The sequence below is a fragment of the Sagittula sp. MA-2 genome (assembly GCF_030126985.1).
GTDB lineage: Bacteria > Pseudomonadota > Alphaproteobacteria > Rhodobacterales > Rhodobacteraceae > Sagittula.
Map to the genome: position 1 here is coordinate 3,069,987 of NZ_CP126145.1, position 25,418 is coordinate 3,095,404.

Genomic DNA, 25,418 nt, shown 5'->3' on the forward strand with positions numbered 1-25,418 from the left:
TCTTCCCGAACGAAGGATCTTCGAACGCTACCGGCAGAAGCGAGCCGTCATCCGAATACTCGTTGGACACGGTCGAGGGAAACGGCTTGCCGGACTAAGGGGCTTAGGACATCGGCATCGGTGACTGGAACATCCCGGATCCATTGTCGATCACGGCTGCAGGGCTTGGTTCCTTGAACTGGAATTCGTCGCTTATAATGAAGTCATCCGATTGAGGTCTTGAAACCCGTCCAGCCTAACGGACGGATCAGACCCGACAAAACGCAAAGAGGCGTCAAGTCAGGTATTCGCCCGCGCGAGGGCGCAGCAGGAGCCCGGAATGTTCAATTTCTGCACCGACCCGAGCGTATTGGACGGCCTCGCGTGGCTGTCGTGCTACCTGACGACCGGCAAGCACCTTGCGATCTACTGGTCCATCGGCACTGTCCTGCTGCTTCTGGCGATCACCGCACCCGTGGCGCTGGCCTTCGGGCTGGGCGGCGCGATGGCGGCGCGGTCGCGGTTCCTGCCGCTGTCGCTGTTCGGCCGCGGCTACATCGCCATCGTCCGCGGCGTGCCGGACATCGCCTTCTTCCTGTTCTTCGTGATCGCGCTCGACCAGTTCTTCGAATGGATCCGTCACGAGGTCAAATGCCCCGACTGGGACATGCCGATCCGGCAGGGCAACGATTTCGTGGTCTGCGCCGAGGCCAAGCTGCCGCTCGGCAATGCGGCGCAATGGATGCACGAGACCTACGGTTTCCTGCTGGCCGTGTTGACCTTCTCCATCGTCTTCGGGGCCTTTGCCGCCAACGTGCTGTTCGGTGCCATGCGGGCGGTGCCTCATGCACAGCTCGAAACCGCCGAGGCATATGGCATGACGCCACGCCAGACCACATGGCGCATCCTGATCCCGCAGATGTGGGTCTACGCCCTGCCGGGCCTGTCCAACCTGTGGATGGTGCTGATCAAGGCGACGCCCCTTCTGTTCCTGCTGGGGGTCGAGGACATCGTCTACTGGGCGCGCGAACTGGGCGGCGCCAAGACGGCGCGATTCACCGACTACCCGCACGGCGACTGGCGCATGTGGTACTTCCTCGCGCTGCTGGTCTTCTACCTGCTGTTCACATGGGTGTCCGAGAAGGTCCTGGGCCGCATCATGCGGCGTCTGACCCACGGACAGGCCACCATGGGCGGCGAAACCCAGAGGAAGGCGGCATGATGACTCCGACGGCGCCCCGCTTGATCCCCCTTCAATTGACGACTGGACGACCGGTCGCCACGCGGGAGCGACCCGCATGAGCTGCTGGGACACGGTGCAGATGTACGCTTTCCGCTCGCTGGGCTACGGCGAACGGCTGTTGCCGCGCGACGACTTCACGCTGTGCAAGCAGGTGGTCCTGATCGGGTCCGGGATGATCTGGAACGTCTACTTCGGGCTCGTGGCGCTGATGACCGGGTTCGTCCTTGCCACGGCACTGGCGCTTGGCAAGGCGTCCGTCCGGCCGTGGCTGCGCAAACCGGCGGAATGGTTCATCTTCATCTTCCGCGGCAGTCCGCTGTTCATCCAGTTCTTCTTTGCCTACTTCACCTTCCAGTCGCTGAAGTCGGTCTACCCGTTCTTCGATCCCTTCACCTCCGCGTGGCTCGGGGCGCTGATCGTCCTGTTCCTGAACACCGCCGCCTATTCCGGAGAGATCTTCTACGGCGCGCTGCTGTCGGTGCCCAAGGGCGATCTGGAGGCGGCGGATGCCTATGGCTTCGCGGGCTGGGCCAAGTTCCGCAAGATCACCTGGCCCACGATGCTTCGGCTGGCGTGGCCCGCCTACACAAACGAGGCCATCTTCCTCTTCCATGCGACGACGCTGGTCTTCTTCTCGGGATTCCCGGCGCGCCAGCAGGGGGGCGACGCGCTCTATTACGCGCAGTACTTCGCGGACAAGACGTTCAACCCGTTTGTCCCCTACCCGATCCTGGCCTGCTACTTCATCCTCGTCACGCTCGCGATCATCGGCGTGTTCGGGCTGGTGAACCGGCGGCTGAACCGGCACCTGCCCAGTGCGGTCCGGTCCCGGCTGCGGCTGAAACCCCAACTTCTGCGCTGACAAACTCCGCTGGAACATCTGGGTCGCGCGTCCCGCAAGTCACGGAGCGCGGGCGCCTTTGCGGCCTTATGCCGGCAAGCTTCGACAGGTTGTCTCCTGCGCAAACAGAATCACCCTATTGGTGTATCTCGGATTTCGAGTAAATTGGTCGGGTAAGGCCATCGATCGCCGTTCTCCGCCTTCCAACTGCGCACGATTTGGGGGCGACCGCATTCCCGCTGCCATCGAACCGGGCATCTGGCGGCGCCATTGACCGCCGCCTCTTCGCAGCGACTGCCACTTCGCCGATGATGGTTTCGTCGTCCACTCTCACAGACGCCGGGCAATCTGATTGGAGGCCCTCATCCATGACAGTCACACTCATCCTCGCCTTGTTTGTCCTGAGAATGATCCTGATCATTTTCACCTATGTCGCCATGCAATCGTCGACGAGCTACCAGAACATGACGCGCATCGGACGCCGCCGGATGTTCTTCACCGTCATCGGTTTGCTGCTGCTTCCGGTGGAATTTGCGTCGGCGCTCCTTTTTTACAGCATCGGGACACCGTAGCGGCCTTGTCAAACAGGGCCGCTTCTCGTTATCAGTAATTTGATCAAAAAACGATAACGAGGCCCACAATGCCCGCCCCCGCTGCCTCCTGGCTGCACGAGCGCCCGCAGATCCGTACCATCCGAGCCGCCGCCTGCGACCTGAACGGCGTAGCACGCGGCAAACGGATGCCCATTCCCTCCGCCATCAAGCTGCTGTCGGACGGGACCCGCTTTCCGTTTTCCGCCCTCTCCGTCGACATCTGGGGCGAAGACATCGACGACAGCCCGCTGGTCTTCGATTCAGGCGACCGCGACGCGACGCTGTTCCCGACAGAACGCGGCTTTGTTCCCATGCCCTGGCTGGAGGCGCCCTCGGCCTTGCTTCCCTTGTGGATGTTCCACGAGGACGGGCGACCCTATGACGGCGATCCGCGCCACGCGCTGAACGCGATCCTGCAACGCTACACCGAGCGCGGCCTGACCCCGGTCTGCGCGGTCGAGCTGGAGTTCTACCTGATCGACGACAGCGGCCGCACGCTCAGGGTGCCGGTGTCGCCCCGGTCGGGCAAGCGCCGCGACATGGCAGAGGTCCTGTCGATCCGCGCCCTCGACGCCTTCGACACATTCTTTACCGACCTCTACGACGCCTGCGAGCTGATGGACATCCCGGCGGACACGATGATCTCGGAGGCCGGTCTCGGCCAGTTCGAGGTCAACCTGCTGCATCAGGACGACGCGCTGAAGGCCGCCGACGATGCGTGGCTGTTCAAGACGCTGGTGAAGGGCCTTGCCCGCAAGCACGGCTTCGCCGCCTCCTTCATGGCGAAACCCTATGCCGATTACGCGGGCTCTGGGATGCACGCGCATTTCTCCGTGCTCGACAAGGACGGCAAGAATATCTTCGACAACGGCGGTCAGGAGGGGACGGAGGTCCTGCACCACGCCATCGCCGGCTGCCTGAAGGCGCTGCATGACAGCACGCTGATCTTTGCCCCGCACCTCAACAGCTACGAACGGTTCGTGCCCGGCGCCCACGCGCCCGCGGCCCTGTCCTGGGCCTACGAGAACCGCACCGTGGCGATCCGCGTGCCCTCGGGCAGCCCAGCCGCGCGCCGGATCGAGCACCGCGTATCCGGCGGCGACGTGAACCCCTACCTCGTGCTGGTGGCGATCCTCGGGGCGGCACTGATGGGGATCGAGGACGGCGAGATGCCCCCGCCGCCGATCACCGGCAACGCCTACGTGCAGGACCTGCCGTCCATCCCCCGCAACTGGGACAGCGCCATCGACGCCTTCGAGAAAAGCACCGTCCTGCCGCGCATCTTCCCGCGCGAGATGATCCGCAACACCGTCATGCTCAAACGTCAGGAAAGCCGCGACATGGAAGACCTGACCGAGCAGGAGCGCGTCGACATCTATCTCGACACCGTCTGAACCCGTCTCGCGTGGCCCCCTTGCGGCGGGTCGCCGAGCCGCTTAACGTCCCGACAAACCGTGGTGATCCATGAAGATCGGTATTCTGCAAACCGGCCCTGTTCCTGCTGATCTCGTCTCCGAGTTCGGCGAATATCCGGATTTCTTCGTCCGTATGCTGAAACCCTACGGCTTCGACTTCGAAAGCTGGTCGGTCGTCGACGGCGTCTTTCCGGACAGCGTCGAGGACGCGGATGGCTGGCTGATCACCGGTTCCCGTCACGGGGTCTACGAAGATCACCCGTGGATGGAGCCGCTGATGCAGTTCATCCGCGACGCCTTTGCCGCCGACAAGCCGATGGTCGGCGTGTGTTTCGGGCACCAGGCCATCGCTCAGGCGCTTGGCGGGCACGTCGAGAAGTTCAGCGGCGGCTGGTCCATCGGCCCCGTCACCTACCGTTTCCCTGACGGCGACCGGGTGATCCACGCCTACCACCAGGACCAGGTGATCACGCCCCCCGACGGGGCCGAAACCATCGCGTCGAGCGATTTCTGCACCCACGCGGCGCTGCTCTACCCCGGCAAGGCGGTGAGCGTGCAGCCGCATCCGGAGTTCGATGACGCCTACACCCGCGCCCTGATCGAGACGCGCGGGCCCGGCGTGGTGCCCGACGACACACTGGCGGCGGCCGCAGCAAAGCTGGGGACGCCCCTCGACAGCGGAAAGATCGCCGAGATGTTCGCGCGGTTCTTCCGGGAAAGGACGATTTCATGAGCGGATTCGAGGACGAACTGCCAGAGGCGGCGCGGGAATACCTTTCGCAACGGCGGCTGGACGAGGTGGAGTGCATCATCTCCGACCTGCCGGGCATTGCCCGCGGCAAGGCGGTGCCTGCCTCGAAATTCGCCCGGCAGAAACACTTCCACCTGCCGGATTCGATCTTCTACCAGACGATCACCGGCGACTGGGGCGAGGCCGCAGGCGAAGACGGCTTCATCGAGCGGGACATGATTCTGAAGCCGGACATGTCGACTGCGACGGCGGCCCCCTGGACCGGCGACTGGACGCTGCAGGTGATCCACGACGCCTTCGACCGCCATGGCGAACCGATCCCCTTCTCGCCGCGCAACGTGCTGAAGCGGGTGGTGAGCCTCTATGAGGCAAAGGGCTGGAAACCGGTCGTGGCGCCGGAGATGGAATTCTTCCTCGTCGCCCGCAACATCGACCCGGCGCATGACATCAAGCCGATGATGGGCCGTTCGGGCCGTCCGGCAGCGGCGCGGCAGGCCTATTCCATGACCGCGGTGGACGAGTTCGGTCCGGTGATCGACGACATCTACGACTTTGCCGAGGCGCAGGGATTCGAGATCGACGGCATCACGCAGGAAGGCGGCGCAGGCCAGCTCGAGATCAACCTGCGGCACGGCAACCCGGTCAAACTTGCGGACGAGGTCTTCTACTTCAAGCGGCTGATCCGCGAAGCGGCGCTGCGGCACGACTGTTTTGCCACCTTCATGGCCAAGCCCATCGCGGACGAGCCCGGCTCGGCCATGCACATCCACCACTCGGTGCTGGACCTCGAGACCGGGCAGAACGTCTTTGCCGGACCGGAGGGCGAAGAGACCGCCATGTTCCGCCACTTCATCGGCGGGCTCCAGCGGCACATGCCGACGGCCATCGCGGTGATGGCGCCCTACGTGAACAGCTACCGGCGGTACGTGAAGGACCACGCGGCGCCCATCAACCTCGAATGGGGGCGCGACAACCGCACGACGGGCATCCGCGTGCCGCTGGCCTCGCCCGACGCCCGCCGGGTGGAGAACCGCGTCGCGGGCATGGACTGCAACCCCTACCTCGGGATCGCGGCCTCGCTGGCCTGCGGATACCTCGGGCTGGTGGCCGAGCTGGAACCGTCCGACGAATTCATGGGCGATGCCTACGAGGGCGACGGCGACTTCCCGCAGGTGCTGGGACAGGCGCTGGAGCTGTTCGAGGAGGCCCACGCCCTGCACCAAGTGCTGGGGCCGGAGTTCTGCCGCGTCTACGGCATCGTCAAGCGGGCGGAGTACGAGGAGTTCCTGCAGGTGATCTCGCCCTGGGAACGGGAACACCTGCTCCTGAACGTATGACACCCGCCGCGGGCGGTTTGTCCCTCGCCGCACCCCGACCGCCGGGCGCATGACGCCCGGTCGCCGTCCGGCGTGTGGCCAAAGACTTGTGGAGGTCGCGTGAACCTGTTGTTTTCAAATGATCGCCGCGGCGAATACCCGCAAAGCTGGTACGCGGAGACGGCGGAACCGCTGCCGCCTTACCCGGTGCTCAAGGGCACCGTTCAGGCGGACGTCTGCGTGGTCGGCGGCGGCTACACCGGCCTGTCGGCAGCGCTGCACCTGGCCGAAACCGGTCTGGACGTGGTTCTGGTCGAGGCGCATCGCGTGGGCTTTGGCGCCTCGGGGCGCAACGGCGGGCAGTTGGGGTCCGGCCAGCGGCAGGACCAGTTCACGCTGGAAAAGATGGTCGGCCCGGAAGAGGCGCGGCTCCTGTGGGATCTGGGCGAAGATGCCAAGGCGCTGGTCCGCGATCTGATTGCGCGGCATGACATCGACTGCGCGTTGAAACCGGGTGTGGCCTGGGCCGCGACCTCGGCTGACTCCGCCGACTGGATGCACCGCTACGCCGCACACATGGGCGACCAGTACGGCTACCAGATCAAGGCGATGGACAAGGACGCGTTCCACGCGATCTGCCCCTCCCCGGCCTATTGCGGCGGTATGCTCGACATGGGCGCCGCGCACCTGCACCCCCTGAAGCTGGCGTTGGGGCTGGCCCGGGCGGCAGACGGCGCGGGCGCACGGATCTTCGAACGCTCGGCGGTGCACCACATCAAGGAAGGCGCACGCGTGACCGTCCAGACAGAGGCCGGGCGTGTCGAGGCCGACCACCTGATCCTCGCCACCGGCGGTTACCTCGGCGGGCTCGACACCAACGTCGCCGCGCGGGTCATGCCGATCAACAACTTCATCGTCGCGACCGAACCGCTGGGCGATGCCGCCGACAAGGTGCTGGCGCGCGATGTGGCCGTGGCCGACGACCTCTTCGTGGTCAACTACTTCCGCCTGTCCGAGGACCGGCGTCTGCTGTTCGGCGGCGGCGAAAGCTACGGCTACAAGTTCCCGAAGGACATCCGCGCCACGGTGCGCAAACCCCTTTCGCGGATCTTCCCCCACCTCGCCGACGCCCCCCTGACCCATGCATGGGGCGGCACGCTGGCGATCACCATGAAGCGCCTGCCCCATCTGGCACGGCTGGGGCCGAACGTGCTCTCGGCCTCGGGCTATTCCGGCCACGGGGTCGGCAACGCGGTGCAGGCCGGGCGCCTTCTGGCAGAGGCCGTGCGCGGCCAGTCGGAGGGGTTCGACACCTTCGCCCGCCTCCCCACTCCAGTCTTCCCGGGCGGCGGCGCCTTGCGCTCTCCGTTGCTGATGCTGGCGATGACGTGGTTCTCGCTGCGCGACCGCCTGGGCATCTGACGCCCCCGATCCCGTCACCCATCGGCCACAAAATCCCTGCCTGTCGCGTCCTGCGGCGCAAAGACCCTTTGCGCTGCGCGCCGGCTTGTTTTAGATTTCCGAAAACGGACCTTAAGGATTTTGAAAACCATGCTCCCCAACATGCATGACGCCGAGCCGATCCCGCCCGAGGCCCGCGCCGAGATCGACCGCCTGCTGCAATCCGGCGACCTGTTCCGTTACACCGCGCCCGAAGATGCGCCCGTCGCCCTGCTGGAACGCGAATTCGCCGCCGAGATGGGGGTGAAATACGCGCTCGCCGTATCCTCCTGCTCGGCCGCGCTGTTCCTGTCGCTCAAGGCACTCGGCCTGCCCCGCGATGCACGCGTGCTGATCCCGGGGTTCACCTTCGCCGCTGTGCCCTCCTCGATCATCCACGCGGACCTTGTCCCCGTGCTGTGCGAATGCGGCGACAACTACCGCATCGACATGGACGACTTCGCGGCCAAGCTGGACAGCGTCTCGGCGGTCATCGTCTCGCACATGCGCGGTCACACCTCCGACATGGACGCGATCATGGCGCTCTGCGATGCGAGGGGCATCCCGGTCATCGAGGACGCGGCCCATTCGCTGGGCACCACCTGGCACGGCCGCAAGATCGGCACCATTGGCCGGATCGGCTGTTTCAGCTTCCAGTCCTACAAGCTGCTGAACGCCGGCGAGGGCGGCATCCTGATCACCGACGACGCAGAGGTGGTGGCGCGCGCCGTGATCCTCTCCGGCGCCTACGAACACATGTGGCAGAAGCACCTGCGCCCCGGCGACAACACCGCCGAGCTGGAGGCCGCCTTTGCCCGCTGGCAGAACCGCCTGCCGCTCTACAATCTGCGCATGTCGAACCTCTCGGCAGCGGTGATCCGTCCTCAAATTCCGCATATCGCGCGCCGAGTGACCGATGGCCGCCGCAACCACGACCGGGTGGCGACACAGATCGATGCCTCGCCCTGGCTGCACGTCCCCGCCCGGCTCGAGCCTGAGATGCGCGCCCCGGACTCGCTCCAGTTCAACGTGGTCGGCATGGACGAGGCGCAGACCCGCGCCTTCGTCTCGGTCGCGGCAGGCAACGGAGTGAAGGTGCAGGTCTTCGGGCTGAGTACGGACAACGCCCGCGCCTACTGGAACTGGCAGTTCCTGCCCGAGATGCCGGATCTGCCGAAGACCCGCGCCATGCTGATGTGCGCCTGCGACACCCGCCTGCCCGCCCGCCTGACAGAAACAGAGTGCGATGCGGTGGCGGCCGTGCTGATCCACGCCGCCGAGACCGTCATGGGCGACCAGCGCGCCTACGGCACCTGAAAATACGGGCGTACAGGACTCAAACAAGGCGCGCACCGGTTGGCCCGGGTGGCGCGCCTTCGATGAACAACGGGCTTATTTGTCGAGCTTCGACAGCTTGTTCTGAAGCTCGGCCAGTTGTTTCTTTATATCGTCAAGGTCGTCCCCGCCCTTGGCCGGTGTCTCCATCGTCGGACCGGTCGAGCCCGCAACCCCGCCGGTCATCGCCTTCAGGAACGCCTCCTGCTGCGCCTGCATCGCCTCGAGGCTCTTGGCCATGGACGGGTTCATGTTGCCCATGTTCTCGACCCACTTCGACTGGCTGTCGCGGAACATCTCGAAGGTCTGGGCCAGGAACTGCGGCACCGTGCTGGTGGCCTGCGTCGTGTAGCTGCGGACAAGGTCGGTCAGCACGTTGATCGGCAGGACGGACTCGCCCTTGCTTTCATGCTCCGCCACGATCTGCAGAAGGTACTGCCGCGTCAGGTCATCTCCGGACTTCAGGTCGACGATCTGCACGTCCCGGCCATCGCGAATGAAGCCCGCGATATCCTCCAGCGTCACGTAGTCGGAGGTCTCGGTGTTGTACAGCCGCCGGCTGGCGTAACGCTTGATCAAAAGCGGTTTTTCGGTCTCGGCCACGGGTTCCCCCTCCTCCGGAAAATGCAGCGATGCAGCAAAGCCTATGCGAGCGCAGAAGAAAAGGAAACCCTTCTGTGAGCAGGGCTTCCATGCGCTGAAAGCGTGACGTGGCAGGGGCTTACGGCAGGCGCGCCCGTCAGAACAGGCTGCCCTGCTCGGGCGGCTCCTGTTTTGCCTTGCGGCGTTGGGGCGCGCCGCCGCCCAGCTTCAGCCTCCCGTCGGCGAATTCCACCTCCAGCCCGGAGGCCTCCTCCGCAGCGGCCCGGCTGGTGACAACCCCGCTCTCGGACCAGACGACGGCATAGCCGCGGTCGAGCGTGGCGCGATACGAGAGCGTCTCGGCCAGGCGGGCCAAGGCCTCCAGCCGCTGACGGGTATCCTGAAGGCGGGCCTCCTGCGCGGCATCCATCCGTTGGGACAACCGGTCCAGCCGCTCGCGCCCGGTGCCGATCTCGCGCAGGATGGCACGCGGCGTCAACCGCGCGGCCCGCGCGTCCAGCGTGTCCCGCCGCACCTTGATGGCCCGTTCCAGCGCCGGGCCAAGGCGGGCCGCGCGCTCATCCAGCCGCCCACGCTCCACCGACACCGCGCGCCGCAGGATCGCAGGGCGCAGGGACCCCACGGTTTCGGTCAGCCGCAGGCGCTGCCGGTCCACCGCGCGGGTCAGTGCCGCGGGCAGCCGGTCGCCCATGACATCCAGCCGCTGCCGCGGCCCTTCGACCAGTTCCTCCGGGCGGGGAAGCGCACGCGCCAGATCGCGCAGCCGCTGCCCGCGATGCTCGATCCTGAGGCCCATGGCGCGAGTCATTCGTGCACCGAAGTCCCGGGTCTGTGCAGCAAGTTCCATACGCACCGGCACCGCCAGTTCGGCGGCGGCAGTGGGCGTCGGCGCCCGGCGGTCGGACACGAAGTCGATCAGTGTGGTGTCGGTCTCGTGCCCCACCGCGGATATCAGAGGGATGTCAGAGGCCGCCGCCGCCCGCGCCACGACCTCCTCGTTGAACCCCCAGAGATCCTCGACCGAGCCGCCCCCCCTCGCCACGATCAGCAGGTCCGGCCGCGGCAAGGCACCGCCGCGCTGGAAGCGGTTGAACCCCTCGATGGCCCGGGCCACCTCCGGCGCGCAGGCCGCGCCCTGCACCGCCACCGGCCAGATCAGAACCTTGCGCGGGAAACGATCGCGCAGCCGATGCAGGATATCCCGGATGACCGCGCCCGAAGGCGAGGTCACGACACCGATGATCTCCGGCAGGTAGGGCAAGGGTTTCTTGCGCCCGGCATCGAACAGCCCTTCCGCCGCCAGCGCCGCCTTGCGCTTTTCCAGCATCGCCATCAGCGCGCCCGCGCCCGCCGGACGGATATCCTCCAGCACGATCTGGTACTTGGACTGCCCCGGGAAGGTGGTCAGCCGTCCGGTGGCCACCACCTCCATCCCCTCCTCCGGCTGGGTCTGCAGGCGCGACGCCACGCCCTTCCACATCACCCCGGAGATCACCGACCGGTCGTCCTTCAGGTCCAGGTACACGTGCCCGGAGCGCGGCCGCGACACACGGCCCACCTCGCCCCGCACCCGGACGAAACCGAACTCCCCCTCGATCACGCGCTTCACCGCGCCCGAAAGCTCGGAGACCGAGAATTCCGGCGTGTTGCCATTCGTGCCGTCGTCGATCAGGTCCATGCCACGCTCTCTTGCCCTCACTTCCCGCGAACCTTAAAGCACCCGTAAACCGATCAAAAGCGCCCCCGTCCTTCATCTTGGTGACAAATACCTCGGGGGTCCGGGGGCTGGCCCCCGGTCCCGCCCCGGCCATCCGCCCCGACTGCAACACAGGAGCACGCACATGAACATCCTCATCCTCGGCAGCGGCGGACGCGAACACGCCCTGGCATGGGCCGCGCTCCAGAACCCGAAATGCGACAAGCTGATCGTCGCGCCGGGCAACGCCGGCATCGCGCAGATCGCGGAATGCGCCCGGATCGACATCGAGGACGGCGGCGTGGTCGCGGAATTCGCCTCCGACAACGCCATCGACCTCGTGATCGTCGGACCGGAGGCCCCCCTGGCGGCGGGCGTCGCCGACCGGCTGCGGGAGGCCGGCCTGTCAGTTTTCGGCCCCTCGGCAGCGGCGGCACGGCTCGAAGCCTCCAAAAGCTTCACCAAGGAAATCTGCGACGCCTGCGGCGCGCCCACCGCGGCCTACGGCCATTTCACCCACGCCGATGCAGCAAAGGCCCATATTCGTGCAGGAACCGCCCCTGTCGTGGTCAAGGCGGACGGTCTGGCCGCGGGCAAGGGCGTCATCATCGCCGAAACCCTCGACGAGGCCTGCGCGGCAGTCGACGAGATGTTCGGCGGTGCCTTCGGCGGCGCAGGTGCCGAGGTGGTGATCGAGGAATTCATGACCGGCGAAGAGGCGTCCTTCTTTGTCCTTGTCGATGGCGAAACCTGCCTGCCGGTCGGAACGGCGCAGGACCACAAGCGGGTGGGCGAAGGCGACTCCGGCCCGAACACCGGCGGCATGGGCGCCTACTCCCCCGCCCCGATCATGGACGATGCCGTGACCGCCAAGGCGCTGGACGAGATCGTGCGCCCCTGCATGGCCGAGATGGTCCGGCGCGGCACGCCCTACCAGGGCGTCCTGTACGTTGGCCTGATGATCGAGGACGGCCAGCCGCGGCTGGTGGAGTACAACGTGCGGTTTGGCGATCCGGAATGCCAGGTCCTGATGCTGCGGCTGGGCGCTCAGGCACTGGACCTGATCCACGCCTGCGCCGATGGGCGGCTTGCCGATGCACAGGTCAACTGGGCCGACGACCACGCCATGACCGTCGTCATGGCGGCCGACGGCTACCCCGGCAGCTACAAGAAGGGCACCGTGATCCGCGGGTTGGACGCCCTGCCCGAGGACAGCTTCAACGTCATGTTCCATGCCGGCACGACCGAGGCCGACGGCGCGGTAACGGCCACCGGCGGGCGCGTCCTGAACGCCACGGCACGCGGCGCCACGCTGCAGGAGGCCCGCGACCGGGCCTACGCGATGGTCGATGCGGTCGACTGGCCGGAAGGGTTCTGCCGCCGCGACATCGGCTGGCGGGCGCTCTGAAACCTGCACTGTCCGGGCCGGTCCTGACGGAAAGGGACCGGCTTCAGGGCTCGATGATCTCCCGCTCGGTCACGATCAGGTCAAGCGGCTGGTCCGTGTCCTCCAGCGGCAGGTCATCCATCTCCTGACCGGCAAACGCGAAGCCGATGGCAAGGGTCGGGCGTTTCGCCCGGAGCCGCTCCAGGGTGCGGTCGTAGAAGCCGCCGCCATATCCCAAACGCCCGCCACTGCGACTGAAGGCAACCAGCGGGACGATCAGGATCTCCGGCTCCATCGCCACGCCCGCCGCCGGGATGCGCGCGCCGAAGGGCCCGTGCGTCATCTCGCAGTCCGGCTCCCAGACGGAAAAGCTGAGCGGCAGCCCCGGTCCGTCGATCACGGGCACGCCAACGGGGCCGTAGGCCGAGGCCTCGGCCATGGCGGCGAGCGGGTCGATCTCCGTTCGGATGGCCATGTAGCCCGACAAAGGCACCCCGCGATGCCCCGCCAATATCTCGCTCAGACGTCCCGCCTGGCCCGGAAACCGTGCGTCGAACGCCGCTTTTCGTGCAGCAAAGGCCGCCTTGCGGGCGGCCGCCTTGCGCTCTTCCAGCGTCACAGCAACACCACAACGGCAAGGCCCAGAAAGGCGAAAAAGCCGACCACATCCGTGACGGTGGTTACAAAGGCACCGGAGGCGAGCGCGGGATCGACGCCCACCTTTTCAAGCACCACCGGGATAATGATCCCCGCAAGGCCTGCAATCACGAGGTTGATGACCATCGCCGATGCAATCACGCCGCCCAGGGCAGGCGAGCCGAACCAGATGATGCCGACGATCCCCATGATGACCGCGAAGGCCACGCCGTTGATCAGGCCGACCACGCCTTCACGGCGGATCACCCGCCACAGGTTGGAGCCGGTGAGGTCCTTGGTCGCCAGCGCACGCACCGCAACGGTCAGCGACTGCGTCCCGGCGTTCCCCCCCATGGAGGCGACAATGGGCATCAGGACCGCCAGCGCGACGATCTCGGCAATGGCCGCTTCGAACTGCGCGATGACGAGGCTGGCCAGAACCGCCGTCACGAGATTGACCGCCAGCCAGGGAATGCGGCGCTTGACCGTATCGACCACCTTGTCCGACAGGCGGCTTTCTCCGTCCACACCGGCCAGCCGCAGGATGTCTTCCTCGTTCTCCTCGTCCAGCACCGCCATGGCGTCGTCGATGGTGATCTGTCCGACGAGACGGTCGTTCTCATCCACGACCGGGGCCGAGATGAGGTGGTACTGGTTGAAGGCATAGGCGACCTCTCCCTCGTACTGCATCACCGGGATGGTGTGGAACGACTCCTCCTGGATCGACTTCAGGGTCACGTCGCGCTTGGACGACATGAGCCGCCCGAGGGTGACATTGCCGACAGGCCGAAGGCGCGGATCGACCAGCACGATATGGTAGAACTGCTCTGGCAGGCTCTTGGACGAACGCAGGAAATCGATGGCCTCGCCGACACTCCAATGCTCGGGAGCCATGACGACCTCGCGCTGCATGAGACGGCCGGCGGAGAACTCCGGGTAGGCCAGCGACTGCTCGACCGCGGCCCGTTCGCTTTCCGGAAGGACGTCCAGGATCGCTGTCTGCTGCGGCGTGTCGAGGTCCTCGATCAGGTCGACCACGTCATCGGAATCGAGCTCGCGGACCGCCTCTGCCAGCACCTGCGGCGTGAGGATGCCGATGACTTCCTCGCGCAGCGCCTCGTCGAGTTCCGAGAGGATATCGCCGTCCATCTCGTGCCCATAAAGCCGGATCAGCCGCATCCGGTCGTAGGCGTTCACCTGTTCCAGAAGGTCGGCGATGTCGGCCGGGTGCAGCGGCTCCATGAGCTCGACAAGCTGCTCCCGGTCGTCGGTGTCTACGGCGTAAAGAATCCGCGCGACGGCCTTGCGGTCGAGGTCGTATCCCTCGTCGCGCGCCTCTTCCCGCGCGTCCTCGTCGGCCACTGCCTCGCTTTCCTGCGCCATGTGCCTGCCCTTCCGCGTTTCTTGTCACGGAGACTAGGTCAAGCGCCCGGAAAGCAACAGGGCAGATTGTCCTTTTCGCAGCGGCCCCATAGGGTTTGCGCGGACTGCGCGGGAAGGAGATCGCGATGACATCAGAGCTGCATCTCGGGCAATTGATCCGTTTCAGCGCAGACCCTTTCCAGGAGGGGATCGAAGCGGCCGAACACGTCACTTCGGGCGCGATTCTGGTCGTTGACGGTACGATTGCGGAGGTTGGCGGGGCGGACGCGCTCAGAAAACAGCACCGTGACGCGAAGGTCCACGACCATGGCAGCGGGCTGATCCTTCCCGGCTTCGTCGACGCCCATGCGCATTACCCGCAAACCGCAATGATCGCGAGCTGGGGCAAGCGGCTGATCGACTGGCTGAACACCTACACCTTCCCCGAAGAAAGCCGGTTCCAAGACCCCTCCTACGCGCAGGAGATCGCGGGCCGATACCTCGACCTGTTGCTTGCGCATGGCACGACCACGGTCTGCACCTATTGCACGATCCACCCGGCCTCAGTCGATGCGATCTTCGAAGCGGCTGAGGCACGCGGCATGCGGGTGTTCGCCGGCAAGACCTGCATGGACCGCAACGCGCCGGACACGCTGCGGGACACCGCGCAAAGCGCCTACGATGTCAGCAAAGCGCTGCTGAGCCGCTGGCACGGGCGCGGGCGGGCGTCCTACGTCATCACGCCCCGCTTCTCACCCACGTCGACGCCCGAACAGCTCTCGGCCCTTGGCGCGCTTTGGGCAGAACATCCCGACTGCCTTATGCAGACCCACCTGTCCGAGCAGACCGAAGAAATCACGTGGGTCAAAGGGCTTTTCCCGGAGGCGCGCGATTACCTCGACACCTACGAGGCGCACGGGCTGCTCGGGGCCAATGGTCTCTACGGGCACGCGATCCACCTTGAGCCGCGCGAACGCGACCGGCTGCGCGAGGTCGGCGCCGCATTGGTGCATTGCCCGACATCCAATACGTTCATCGGCTCCGGGCTGTTCGACATGGACGGGCTGATGGCAGAGCTGCACCGGATCGGGCTGGCCACCGACACGGGCGGCGGGTCCTCCTTCTCGATGCTGCGGACCATGGCGGCGGCCTACGAGATCGCGCAGCTGCGTGGCCGGGCCCTGCACCCGGCAGAGCTGCTGTGGCTTGCGACCGAAGGCTCTGCCCGCGCCCTGCGGCAGGACCGGATCGGTCGGCTGGAACCGGGCGCGGAGGCGGATTTCGTCGTCCTCGACCTCGCCTCCACCCCGGCCATTGCGCAGCGCTCCGCCGTAGCGGAAACCATCTGGGAGGCGCTCTTCCCGACGATCATGATGGGCGACGACCGCGCGATCGCGCAGACCTATGTGATGGGCATACCGTCCAAGAAGTGAGGCGCCTCAGCAGCCGTCGCGGCCCAGCACCAGCACCCAGACATCGCCGGGCGCGCGGACCAATCCGTATTCCCTGACCTCCGGCTTCACCATGTTGTCGCGGTGCGGCGGGGAAGCGATCCAGTCGCCTAGCACCTCGGACAGGGTCTTCTGGCCCTTGGCGATGTTCTCGGCCACGGCGCAGGCCCCGTAACCCTGCCGCCTGACGCGGGTCATGACGTCACTGCCGTCCGAGCCCTCGTGCGAAAAGAAACCCTTGCGGGACATGTCGAGCGCATGCGCCTTGGCCGCCTCTTCCAGGCGGGGCGAGGGATTGACCTGGTCCAGCCCCTCTTCCGCGCGCAGGCCGTTCAGCATCTGGCGGACGGGTTGGGCGGTGGCAGCACCGGCGGCAAGAATAGCCGCAAGACACAGTCCATAAAGGATTTTCACAGAATATTCTCCAAACGACGCACAAGCGCATTCTGCCTTTTTATGGCAGCGTCCAGATCGAAAGTCACCACCTGCCCGTCCCGGACCACCTGCCGCCCCTCAACCAGAAGGTGTCGGACCTTGGGCGGCCCCGCCAGCAACAGCGCAGCCGGGTCCCAGCTTCCTGCGGACTCGATGCCCGACACGTCCCACAGGGCGATGTCCGCGCGCTTGCCCACAACGATCTGACCGCAGTCGTGGCGGCCCAGCACCTCTGCCCCGCCGCGCGTCGCGATGCGCAGTGCCTCGCGTGCACTCATGGCGTCGGCGCCGCGGGCGACACGCTGCAGCAGCATGGCCTGCCGCGCCTCGGCCACGAGGCTACCCGCATCGTTCGAGGCCGAGCCATCCACCCCGAGACCCACCTTCACGCCCGCATCGCGCATGGCGCGGACCGGCGCGATGCCAGATCCGAGGCGGCAGTTGGAACATGGGCAATGGGCGACCCCGGTACGGCTGCGGGCGAAAAGGTCGATCTCCTTCGGGTCGAGCTTCACGCAATGCGCATGCCAGACGTCGTCGCCGGTCCAGCCGAGATCCTCGGCGTACTGGCCCGGCCGGCAACCGAAATGCGCCTCGCTATAGGCGATGTCCTCATCGTTCTCGGCGAGATGGGTGTGCAGCATCACGCCCTTGTCGCGGGCCAGCAGCGCGGCGTCGCGCATCAGGTCCCGGCTGACCGAGAAGGGCGAACAGGGGGCGATGCCGACGCGGACCATGGCACCGTCGCGGGCGTCGTGGAAGGCGTCGACCACGCGGATGCAGTCTTCAAGGATGGCCGCTTCCTGTTCCACGAGGCTGTCGGGCGGCAGGCCGCCGTCGCTTTCCCCGATGCTCATGGCGCCACGGGTCGGATGGAACCGCAACCCGACCTCGCCCGCCGCCGCGATGGTGTCGTCCAGCCGGGCGCCGTTGGGATAGAGGTAGAGGTGGTCGGAAGTCAGCGTGCAGCCGGTCAGCGCCAGTTCGGCCAGACCGATCTGCGCCGAGACAAAGATCTCCTCGGGGCCGAAGCGCGCCCAGATCGGGTAAAGCGTCTGCAACCAGCCAAAGAGCAGGGCATCCTGTCCGCCGGGCACCGCACGGGTGAGCGTCTGGTAAAGGTGGTGATGCGTGTTCACGAGGCCCGGCGTCACGACGCAGGTCGCCGCGTCGATGACCTCTCCCGTTGTGGCAAGGCCGGTGCCGATCTCTGCGATGATCCCATCGCGCAAACGGATATCCGTGCCGGTCGTCTCCGTTCCGGCATCGTCCATGGTCAGCAGGTGGCGGGCATTGCGGATCAGGATCTCGGGCATTGCGGCGGCTCCTCAATAGCCTTTCAGGATCTCCAGCGCCGCCGCGTGCAATTCCGGGTTCGCCGCCGCCAGAGCACGACCGCCGTCATGCACCGGCCCGCCCGACCAGTCCGTCACGATCCCGCCCGCCGCCTCGATCACGGCGATGGGGGCCTGGATGTCGTAGGCCTGTAGCCCGGCCTCGATGACGAGGTCGATCTGCCCGGCCGCCAGCAATGCGTAGGCGTAGCAGTCCATGCCATAGCGCACCAGTTTGGCGCGGGCCGCAACGGCTTCGAAACCGGCGCGGTCCTGCGGCTGGCCGACTTCGGGGAAGGTGGTGAAAAGCAGGGCGTTTTCGAGGCAGGAGGTTCGCCGTGTGACCATCGGACCCTGCCCGCGCGGACCACGCCACGCCGCCTGCCCCAGCCCGCCCGAAAAGCGCTCGCCCATGTAGGGCTGGTCGACGATGCCATAGCGCGGGCCGGTGTCGTCCGACAGCGCCACGAGCACGCCCCATGTCGGGGTTCCGGCAAGGAAGCCGCGCGTCCCGTCGATCGGGTCGAGCACCCATGTCAGCCCACTGGTGCCGGATTGCGTGCCGTATTCCTCGCCAAGGATCGCGTCGTCGGGCCGGCGTTCTGCCAGGACCTTGCGCATCGCCTTTTCGGCGGCGCGGTCAGCGGCGGTCACGGGATCGAACCCGTACGTCAGCTTGTTGTCCGCGGTCAGCCCGGCTGATCTGAAGTAGGGGAGTATCGCCGCCCCGGCTGCATCTGCAAGGGCGTGCGCAGTGCCGATCAAATCTTCGGCCAATCGTCCTGAAATGTCCACCTGTCGCCTCCGTACGCTTCGCCCTGTCAGGGGCTATCGCAGGCGGCGCGGCGGCTCAAGCCACGTCGGACAGGACGCGGGCGAGTTCGAAAAGACGGCGTCGCTGGTTCTCGGGGATCGCGTAGTAGGACCGCACGAGGTCGAGTGCTTCCTTGTCGCCAAGGATATCCGCCGGGACGTTGTCGCCAGAAGCAACTTCGGAATTCTCGTTTTCGATGCCTTCGAAGAAGAAGCTCACCGGAACGTCGAGCGCATCTGCGATGTCCCAAAGGCGGGAGGCACTGACACGGTTCGCACCCGTTTCGTACTTCTGGATCTGCTGGAACTTGATACCCACTTTTTCGGCCAGCTGCTGCTGGGTCATGCCCACCAGCCAGCGGCGATGTCTAATACGTTTTCCAACATGAACGTCAACGGGATGCGCCATCGTGTGTCTTCCTGTTCTAAGGTTTGGCCAAATGAGAGACCCGGTTATCTTCAGACCGTCCGACCAGCCTCATCCTGCACGTGTATGGCCTGATGTGCTACATCAAAACGGTCACTCATATCAAGACACACAACCGCCTAATAATGGTAAACGCGAACGAATAACAACACAAAGTTGAAAAAAAACAGGAATTGTTGCTGTTAATAAATTTGGACTGCACATTACGCGTCCAAGGCGCGAGGAATTCGTCGATCTTCCGGCGCAAAAGGATAGGAGGCACCTATGCGTGCGTACGTGAAATTTTCTCCGGAGTCCGCACCGGAGTTGAAAGAAATCGAGGTCCCGACCCCGGGACCGGGAGAGATTCGGATTCGAGTCGCCGCCTGCGGCCTGAATTTCGCCGACCTTTTGATGATCAAGGGTACCTATCAGGATACTCCGGACTGTCCTTTCGTACTCGGTATGGAGGTCGCCGGCGTGGTTGATTCGCTCGGTGAGGGTGTCGAGAACTTCGCTCCGGGGGACCGTGTGGCGGTCTTCGGCGGGCAAGGCGGTCTGGCCGAGATGGCCTGTTTCGATGCCACCCGCGCCGTCCGCCTGCCGGATACAATGGACTTCACCACCGCCGCAGCCTTCCAGATCGCCTATGGCACCAGCCACGTGGCGCTCGACCACCGCGCCCGCCTGCAACCGGGAGAAACCCTTCTGGTGCTGGGCGCTGCCGGGGGTGTCGGCCTGACGGCGGTCGAGATCGGCAAGCTGATGGGCGCAACAGTCATTGCCTGTGCCCGTGGCGCCGACAAGCTGGAGGCTGCGAAAGCGGCGGGTGCAGACCATCTGATCGACGCGCGGACGCAGGACATACGGGCCGAGGTGAAGGCGCTCGGCGGCGCGGATGTGGTCTATGATCCCGTCGGCGGCGAACAATGGGAGGCCGCCTTCCGCGCCTGCAAACCCGAGGCGCGCCTGCTGCCGATCGGCTTCGCATCCGGCGACGTGCCGCAGGTCAAGACGAACCACCTGCTGGTCAAGAACCTCTCTGTGCTGGGCGTCTACTGGGGCGGTTACCTCGCCTTCCGGCCAGACATCCTGACCGGGTCGCTCGCGACGCTGATGGAGTGGCATGGCGCGGGCCGGCTCAAACCGCATGTCAGCCACACCTACCCGCTCGATCAAGCGGCGGAAGGGCTGGCCCTTTTGCGCGACCGCAAGTCGACCGGCAAGGTGGTCATCACCATCCAGGAGATGTGACCGCGACCCAAAGGGCCGGGGCGCAAAACCGCGCCCCGGTCCGGCCTCACGCCTTTTCGGCCGCCCAGATCATGTCGATCATCTCCTGCGTCCCGCGGGAGAATTCCAGCGGACAGGGATAGGGCGCGCCGTCCAGCACCGATGCATTGAACGCCTCGACCTGATGAACATAGTGATTGTCGGACGGGTACCGCCACCTTGTCACCTTCAGGTCCTTGCCCTGCACCTCCACCTCGGCCTGCCCGTAAACCGCCGCGTTGAAAGGCGTTGTCAGGCGCATCACGCCACCGTCGCCATGGAAAACCACTTCCTGCCAGGGCGCCATCCGCATCGACACCACGCCTGTATAATGGAACGAGGGGAAGCGCGCGGTGATGTGGCTCCAGACATCGACGCCGTTCTCCCGCTCGATTTCCGTCGACAGGATCGCCTGCGGCTCCTCGCCCGTCACGAAACGAACAGTACCGTAGGCGTAGACGCCGATGTCGGGCACCGCGCCGCCGCCGGTCTCCGGACGGTTGCGGATGTTCTCGCCGTCGCTGCTGTTGTCATAGGAGAAGGCGACGGAAACACGTTTGAGCGCGCCGATGGCCCCCTCTTCATAAAGCTCCTTGGCCTTCTTCCACTGGGGGTGGTGCACGACCATGTAGGCCTCTGCCGCGAGTTTTCCGGTGGCATCACGGGCGGCGATCACCGGCGCGAAGTCGGCGGCCTGCATGGCCAGCGGCTTTTCGACCAGCACATGTTTGCCCGCCTCCAGCGCCTTCACCGTCCACTCGACGTGCAGGTGGTTTGGCAGGGGGATGTAGACCGCGTCGATCGCCGGATCGGCCAGCAGGTCGTCGTAGGAGAGGTGCACCTTCAGCCCCGGCGCGCGCTCTGCAAACGGCGCGGCCTTTTCCTCGCTCGAGGTGGCAAGCGCACAAAGCCGCCCGCGGCGCGCCTGATTGATGGCCGGTCCCATGTGCTCGCGCGCGAACTTTGCCGCGCCGAGGATGCCCCATCTCACGTGATCTGTCATCGTCAGCTCCCTGGTGTTTGCGCTCACGCTAGACCAGTTGCGCCGGGGATGGAACGTGCCGCGCCCGCGAAATCCGGGCAAGCAGATGTCAGTCGGACAGGAGCGGCCACGGGCTGCGGGTCTTGGCCTGCCGCAGGATGAAATGCGTCTGGCTGACCCGCACCAGCCCGCCCGCCAGCATCCCGCGCTTCAGAAACGCCTCCAGATCTTCCGGATCGCGCGCCGCAACCTTCAGCAGGAAATCGCAGGCCCCAGTCACGGACTCGCACTCGACGATCCGCGCCTCCTGATCCACGAGGTCGCCGAAGGCCGACAGGGTGTCATCGGAATGGTCGATCAGGCTGACGAAGACATAGGCCAACGCGCCCAGCCCCAGGGCCTTGGGGTCCAGCCGTGCGACGTAGCCGCGGATGACGCCCTCGTCCTCCAGCCGCTTGATCCGCCGCCAGCAGGGCGAGGTCGAAAGCCCGGCCGCATCGGCCAGCGTCTGGATGCTGGCCTTCCCGTCATGCTGCAAATGCGCGAGGAGTTTGCGGTCGGTGTCGTCTAGCTTCATGATCGGATATTGCCCTTCATTCCCATGCTTCTGGAATAAGTTTCCCGCAATCATTGGAAAACTCGGCAACAGGGTTTTCGGTTCCGTAATCCGAGAAACTACGCAGTCGCAGCATTCGACTCAATATCAATTGGCCGCCGTACTATTTACCGATTCCTAATAGATGTATTGTTTAGTACATTTTTTACGGCTTTTCGTTTCATGAATGAAAAGGCCCCCTCCGTTTCCGGAGGGGGCCGCCAGCGCCTTCGAACACATGAGGTAATCTTGGGAGTCCGCCGCTTTGACCACCGGGCCACCGCTGCCGGCCCGGCGGAACGGTTCAGGCGCTGGTCAGCATGCCCTGCTCGCGGGCAAGGTCACGCATCCGCTTCTGCAGCTTCTCGAACGCCCGCACTTCGATCTGCCGGATACGTTCCCGGCTGACGTCGTACTGGCCCGAAAGCTCTTCCAGCGTCACCGCCTGGTCGGACAGGCGCCGCTGGGTCAGAATGTCCTTTTCCCTCTCGTTGAGCACGTCCATCGCCTGCTCCAGCAGGGCGCGGCGCGCCTCGAGCTCGTTACGTTCGGCATATTCACCGGCCTGGTCGGCATCCTCGTCCTCAAGCCAGTCCTGCCATTGCATCGACCCTTCGCCTTCGGAACCGACCGTTGCGTTGAGCGACGCGTCGCCACCGGACAGGCGCCGGTTCATCGAGATGACCTCGTCCTCGGACACGCCCAGATCGGTCGCGATCTTTTCGACGTGTTCCGGACGCAAGTCGCCGTCCTCCAGCGCGCCGATGCGGCTTTTGGCCTTGCGCAGGTTGAAGAACAGCTTCTTCTGCGCCGAGGTCGTGCCCAGCTTCACCAGCGACCAAGACCGCAGGATGTATTCCTGGATCGAGGCGCGGATCCACCACATCGCATAGGTGGCAAGGCGGAAGCCCTTTTCCGGGTCGAAACGCTTGACCGCCTGCATCAGGCCGACGTTCGCCTCGGAGATCACCTCCGCCTGCGGCAGTCCGTAGCCGCGATAGCCCATGGCGATCTTGGCCGCGAGCCGCAGGTGAGACGTCACAAGCTGGTGTGCCGCCTGCGTGTCCTCGTCCTCGACCCAGCGTTTTGCCAGCATGTATTCCTCTTCAGGCTCCAGAAGCGGGAACTTGCGGATTTCCTGAAGGTAGCGGCTCAGACCGGCTTCCGGCGTCGGTGCCGGGAGATTTGCGTAGTTGCTCATGCCTTGCCCCTCTCGTACGACGCGTTTGCGCCTTTCATGTTACACGGCTTAACATCCAGATGGCCCTTGGCCAGATCGGTTTCAAGATGCTTAACCAACAAACGTTGCGCATAAGTTAAGGTTTCGTGAACGTTGGGGAACCCATATGTCAGCGGGTTCACATGCACGTGCACTCGATGACATCCGGCTTTTCCAACCCATACATTATTGCATGATATGGATGCAGTTTCAGCAAATTTCCATACACAACGCGATGACGTACTCCGCGACCAAACCCAATCCGAACGTCACGGAGTATTATCCCATGCCCGCCCTCGACGCACCTCGCCAGATCCGCACAGCCGGTGTGCTGTATCTGGTCATCATCGCTTCCGGCCTGACGGCCGAGCTGGCCCTGCGCGGTCCCGCGCTGGGAGGCGGGGCAGAGACGCTGGTCACCCATCTCTCCTCCATCCGCCTCAGCCTCCTGGCCGACGTCATCATGCTGCTGGCGGACATTGCCCTGGCGCTTGTCTTCTTCACCCTGCTGCGCCCGGTCTCCGAAGGCCTGTCCCGCGCCGCCATGGTCTTCCGTCTCGGACAGGCGGCGCTGATCGGCACCAGCCTCGTGGCCCTCTCGGCCGTGCCGCAACTGGTGGAGGGCGGGCGCACCGATCTTGCCCTGACCTTCGCCGCGCTCCATGCCAGCGGCTATGATATCGGTCTGATCCTGTTCGGTGTGAACGCGATGCTGATGGCGAAACTGGTCTGCCTGTCTCGCGTCGCGCCGATGGTGCTGCCCGCCGGGCTGACGCTGACCGGGCTCGTCTACATCGCCGGCGGGATCACCCGCCTGGCCGCGCCCGACCTGAACGTGCTGATTCAGCCCGCCTACCTCGTCTGCATCGTGACGGGGGTAGGGTTCTGCCTCTGGTTGCTTATCGCTGGCCGGCTCTGACGCTCCGCGGGTCAGGCAACCAAACACACCCGGCGCTTCACGTCACCGTGCGCAGCGCCGCCAGCAGGTCTTGCATGTCCGCAGGCAAAGGCGCCTCGAACAGCATTTCTTCCTCCGTCACCGGATGGACAAATCCCAGCTCGGCCGCATGCAGCGCCTGCCTGTCGAAGGCATCGGCGGCGGCAAAGGCCGCAGGGGAGAGCGCGCTGCCCTTCAGCTTGCGCCGCCCGCCATAGGTGCTGTCGCCCACCAGTGCGTGCCCCGCATGGGCCATGTGCACGCGGATCTGGTGGGTGCGCCCGGTCTCCAGCCGGCATTCCACCAACGCGAGGCATTCCGGCGCGCCGAAGGTCTCCAGCACGCGGGCATGGGTGATCGCGTGCCGCCCCTGCCCGTCGAAGAACACCGCCTGCCGCTGCCGGTCCGTCTTGTGCCGCGCGAGGCCGGAAGTAATCGTGATCCCGCCCCCTGCCCCGGCAGAGACACCGCGCGTGCCCATCAGCCGGGGATCGGCCACATCCGGCACGCCATGCACAACCGCCAGATAGGCCCGGCGCGCCGTGTGCTTCTCGAACTGTTTGGCCAGCCCGTGATGCGCGCGGTCGGACTTTGCCACGACCAGCAGGCCGGAGGTGTCCTTGTCGATCCGGTGCACGATGCCGGGCCGTTTCTCGCCGCCGACGCCCGACAGATCGCCGCCGAAGTGGTGCAGCAGCGCGTTGACCAGAGTGCCGTCCGGCGTGCCGGGCGCAGGGTGGACCACCATGCCCGCGGGCTTGTTCACCACCAGCAGGTCGGCATCCTCGAAGACGATCTCCAGCGGGATGTCCTGCGGGACGACGTCATACTCTTCCGCCGCCGGCACGGCGATCTCCAGCACGTCCCCCTCAGCGACCTTCGCCTTGGGATCGGTCAGCGGCGCGCCCTCGCGGGTCACGGCGCCCTCGGCGATCAGCCTGCCCAGACGGGTGCGCGACAGGGCCGCGGCCTCTGGCACATCGCGGGCAAGGGCCTTATCAAGGCGTTGCGGCGGATCGGCCGCGATGACGACACGAAGGCGGTCCATGGAAACTCCCGAGCCGGAATATCGGCACCCGCCCGGCCTGCGGTTCCTGCAGGCAATGGTGACGGTGCTCATGGTGGTGATGATGGTCGGGATCGTGGGGATCCTCGGCCTGATCTGGCACCGCTATAGCAAGGCACAGGCGCCGCTGCCAGAGGTCATCACCCTGCCCGGTGGCGCAACCGCCACCGCCTACACGCAAGGCGTGGACTGGTACGCCGTGGTGACCGGCGACAACCGCATCCTGATCTTCGACCGGGGCACCGGCAAACTGCGGCAGGAAATTGCGGTCGAACCGGCGGAGTGACTCCGCCCGCGCGGCCCGAGTGCAA

At 65.6% G+C, this 25,418-nt stretch carries 25 protein-coding genes; 13 read left to right on the forward strand and 12 right to left on the reverse strand.

Annotated features, from left to right (window positions below; translation table 11 throughout):
• The first annotated feature begins 319 nt into the window (after positions 1-319).
• The 8 genes from QNI11_RS14855 to QNI11_RS14890 all read left to right on the forward strand — a co-directional run bounded on the left by QNI11_RS14855 (position 320) and on the right by QNI11_RS14890 (position 8,895).
• Entirely contained in the window at positions 320-1,201 is an 882-nt protein-coding gene (locus QNI11_RS14855; protein ID WP_283980702.1) for an ABC transporter permease, read from the forward strand.
• 76 nt (positions 1,202-1,277) lie between these two features.
• Positions 1,278-2,084 carry an ABC transporter permease gene (locus QNI11_RS14860; RefSeq protein ID WP_100929842.1) on the forward strand — a complete coding sequence of 269 codons (807 nt, stop codon included), beginning with the start codon at positions 1,278-1,280 and terminating at the stop codon, positions 2,082-2,084.
• Between the two features lie 347 nt (positions 2,085-2,431).
• Positions 2,432-2,635, forward strand: a complete 204-nt coding sequence (locus QNI11_RS14865; RefSeq protein ID WP_100929841.1) for a hypothetical protein — start codon at positions 2,432-2,434, stop codon at positions 2,633-2,635.
• Between the two features lie 68 nt (positions 2,636-2,703).
• Positions 2,704-4,050: a glutamine synthetase family protein gene (locus QNI11_RS14870; protein WP_283980703.1), complete on the forward strand. Its 1,347-nt coding sequence runs from the start codon at positions 2,704-2,706 to the stop codon at positions 4,048-4,050.
• Between the two features lie 70 nt (positions 4,051-4,120).
• Positions 4,121-4,804: a type 1 glutamine amidotransferase gene (locus tag QNI11_RS14875; protein ID WP_283980704.1), complete on the forward strand. Its 684-nt coding sequence runs from the start codon at positions 4,121-4,123 to the stop codon at positions 4,802-4,804.
• Positions 4,801-6,159 (forward strand): glutamine synthetase family protein, encoded by a 1,359-nt coding sequence (locus QNI11_RS14880; RefSeq protein ID WP_100929838.1) that lies wholly within the window; start codon positions 4,801-4,803, stop codon positions 6,157-6,159. The genes QNI11_RS14875 and QNI11_RS14880 overlap by 4 nt, the downstream gene beginning before the upstream one ends.
• Positions 6,160-6,258: 99 nt before the next feature.
• On the forward strand, positions 6,259-7,560 hold the full coding sequence (locus QNI11_RS14885; protein WP_283980705.1) for an FAD-binding oxidoreductase: 1,302 nt from the start codon (positions 6,259-6,261) through the stop codon (positions 7,558-7,560).
• Positions 7,561-7,689: 129 nt separating this feature from the next.
• A complete protein-coding gene (locus QNI11_RS14890) occupies positions 7,690-8,895 on the forward strand; it encodes a DegT/DnrJ/EryC1/StrS aminotransferase family protein (RefSeq protein WP_283980706.1) in 1,206 nt (401 codons plus the stop codon).
• A gap of 75 nt (positions 8,896-8,970) precedes the next feature.
• On the opposite strand, the gene phaR is transcribed toward QNI11_RS14890, so the two are convergent.
• Together phaR and xseA are read right to left on the reverse strand one after the other, a co-directional pair.
• A complete protein-coding gene (phaR, locus tag QNI11_RS14895) occupies positions 8,971-9,516 on the reverse strand; it encodes a polyhydroxyalkanoate synthesis repressor PhaR (protein ID WP_100929835.1) in 546 nt (181 codons plus the stop codon).
• Positions 9,517-9,652: 136 nt separating this feature from the next.
• Positions 9,653-11,194, reverse strand: coding sequence for an exodeoxyribonuclease VII large subunit (gene xseA, locus QNI11_RS14900; RefSeq protein ID WP_100929834.1), 1,542 nt, complete (start codon positions 11,192-11,194; stop codon positions 9,653-9,655).
• 163 nt (positions 11,195-11,357) lie between these two features.
• Between xseA and purD the strand changes: the two genes are divergently transcribed.
• Positions 11,358-12,620 (forward strand): phosphoribosylamine--glycine ligase, encoded by a 1,263-nt coding sequence (gene purD / locus QNI11_RS14905; protein WP_283980707.1) that lies wholly within the window; start codon positions 11,358-11,360, stop codon positions 12,618-12,620.
• Between the two features lie 43 nt (positions 12,621-12,663).
• Here the strand turns inward: purD and QNI11_RS14910 are convergent, their stop codons facing one another.
• Both QNI11_RS14910 and mgtE read right to left on the reverse strand, forming a co-directional pair.
• A complete protein-coding gene (locus QNI11_RS14910; protein WP_100929832.1) occupies positions 12,664-13,218 on the reverse strand; it encodes a 5-formyltetrahydrofolate cyclo-ligase in 555 nt (184 codons plus the stop codon).
• Positions 13,215-14,618 carry a magnesium transporter gene (mgtE, locus tag QNI11_RS14915; protein ID WP_100929831.1) on the reverse strand — a complete coding sequence of 468 codons (1,404 nt, stop codon included), beginning with the start codon at positions 14,616-14,618 and terminating at the stop codon, positions 13,215-13,217. The genes QNI11_RS14910 and mgtE overlap by 4 nt, the downstream gene beginning before the upstream one ends.
• A gap of 125 nt (positions 14,619-14,743) precedes the next feature.
• On the opposite strand from mgtE, the gene guaD reads away from it, so the two are divergent.
• Positions 14,744-16,030: a guanine deaminase gene (gene guaD / locus QNI11_RS14920; protein ID WP_283980708.1), complete on the forward strand. Its 1,287-nt coding sequence runs from the start codon at positions 14,744-14,746 to the stop codon at positions 16,028-16,030.
• 6 nt (positions 16,031-16,036) lie between these two features.
• On the opposite strand, the gene QNI11_RS14925 is transcribed toward guaD, so the two are convergent.
• From QNI11_RS14925 to QNI11_RS14940, 4 genes are all read right to left on the reverse strand, one after another.
• Positions 16,037-16,462: a CAP domain-containing protein gene (locus QNI11_RS14925; protein WP_283980709.1), complete on the reverse strand. Its 426-nt coding sequence runs from the start codon at positions 16,460-16,462 to the stop codon at positions 16,037-16,039.
• Complete coding sequence (locus QNI11_RS14930; protein ID WP_283980710.1) at positions 16,459-17,799, reverse strand: 8-oxoguanine deaminase; 1,341 nt, start codon at positions 17,797-17,799, stop codon at positions 16,459-16,461. The genes QNI11_RS14925 and QNI11_RS14930 overlap by 4 nt, the downstream gene beginning before the upstream one ends.
• A gap of 12 nt (positions 17,800-17,811) precedes the next feature.
• Positions 17,812-18,594, reverse strand: coding sequence for a histidinol-phosphatase (hisN, locus tag QNI11_RS14935; protein WP_283980711.1), 783 nt, complete (start codon positions 18,592-18,594; stop codon positions 17,812-17,814).
• Between the two features lie 73 nt (positions 18,595-18,667).
• A complete protein-coding gene (locus QNI11_RS14940; RefSeq protein WP_100929826.1) occupies positions 18,668-19,039 on the reverse strand; it encodes a helix-turn-helix domain-containing protein in 372 nt (123 codons plus the stop codon).
• 282 nt (positions 19,040-19,321) lie between these two features.
• Between QNI11_RS14940 and QNI11_RS14945 the strand changes: the two genes are divergently transcribed.
• The gene (locus QNI11_RS14945) at positions 19,322-20,290 is read left to right on the forward strand and encodes an NADPH:quinone oxidoreductase family protein (RefSeq protein ID WP_283980712.1); all 969 of its coding nucleotides are present in this window, start codon (positions 19,322-19,324) and stop codon (positions 20,288-20,290) included.
• A gap of 46 nt (positions 20,291-20,336) precedes the next feature.
• Here the strand turns inward: QNI11_RS14945 and QNI11_RS14950 are convergent, their stop codons facing one another.
• From QNI11_RS14950 to rpoH, 3 genes are all read right to left on the reverse strand, one after another.
• Positions 20,337-21,311 carry a Gfo/Idh/MocA family protein gene (locus tag QNI11_RS14950; RefSeq protein ID WP_283980713.1) on the reverse strand — a complete coding sequence of 325 codons (975 nt, stop codon included), beginning with the start codon at positions 21,309-21,311 and terminating at the stop codon, positions 20,337-20,339.
• Positions 21,312-21,399: 88 nt separating this feature from the next.
• A complete protein-coding gene (locus QNI11_RS14955) occupies positions 21,400-21,867 on the reverse strand; it encodes an Lrp/AsnC family transcriptional regulator (protein ID WP_100929823.1) in 468 nt (155 codons plus the stop codon).
• A 322-nt stretch (positions 21,868-22,189) separates the two neighbouring features.
• Positions 22,190-23,086 (reverse strand): RNA polymerase sigma factor RpoH, encoded by an 897-nt coding sequence (gene rpoH, locus QNI11_RS14960; RefSeq protein WP_100929822.1) that lies wholly within the window; start codon positions 23,084-23,086, stop codon positions 22,190-22,192.
• Positions 23,087-23,390: 304 nt separating this feature from the next.
• Here rpoH and QNI11_RS14965 point away from each other — a divergent pair, with 304 nt between their 5' ends.
• Positions 23,391-24,023 carry a DUF4386 domain-containing protein gene (locus QNI11_RS14965; RefSeq protein ID WP_283980714.1) on the forward strand — a complete coding sequence of 211 codons (633 nt, stop codon included), beginning with the start codon at positions 23,391-23,393 and terminating at the stop codon, positions 24,021-24,023.
• Positions 24,024-24,060: 37 nt separating this feature from the next.
• On the opposite strand, the gene QNI11_RS14970 is transcribed toward QNI11_RS14965, so the two are convergent.
• Complete coding sequence (locus tag QNI11_RS14970; protein WP_283980715.1) at positions 24,061-25,089, reverse strand: RluA family pseudouridine synthase; 1,029 nt, start codon at positions 25,087-25,089, stop codon at positions 24,061-24,063.
• Between QNI11_RS14970 and QNI11_RS14975 the strand changes: the two genes are divergently transcribed.
• The gene (locus tag QNI11_RS14975) at positions 25,088-25,393 is read left to right on the forward strand and encodes a DUF6476 family protein (RefSeq protein ID WP_283980716.1); all 306 of its coding nucleotides are present in this window, start codon (positions 25,088-25,090) and stop codon (positions 25,391-25,393) included. The two genes, QNI11_RS14970 and QNI11_RS14975, sit on opposite strands and share 2 nt — an antisense overlap.
• Positions 25,394-25,418 lie beyond the last annotated feature (25 nt).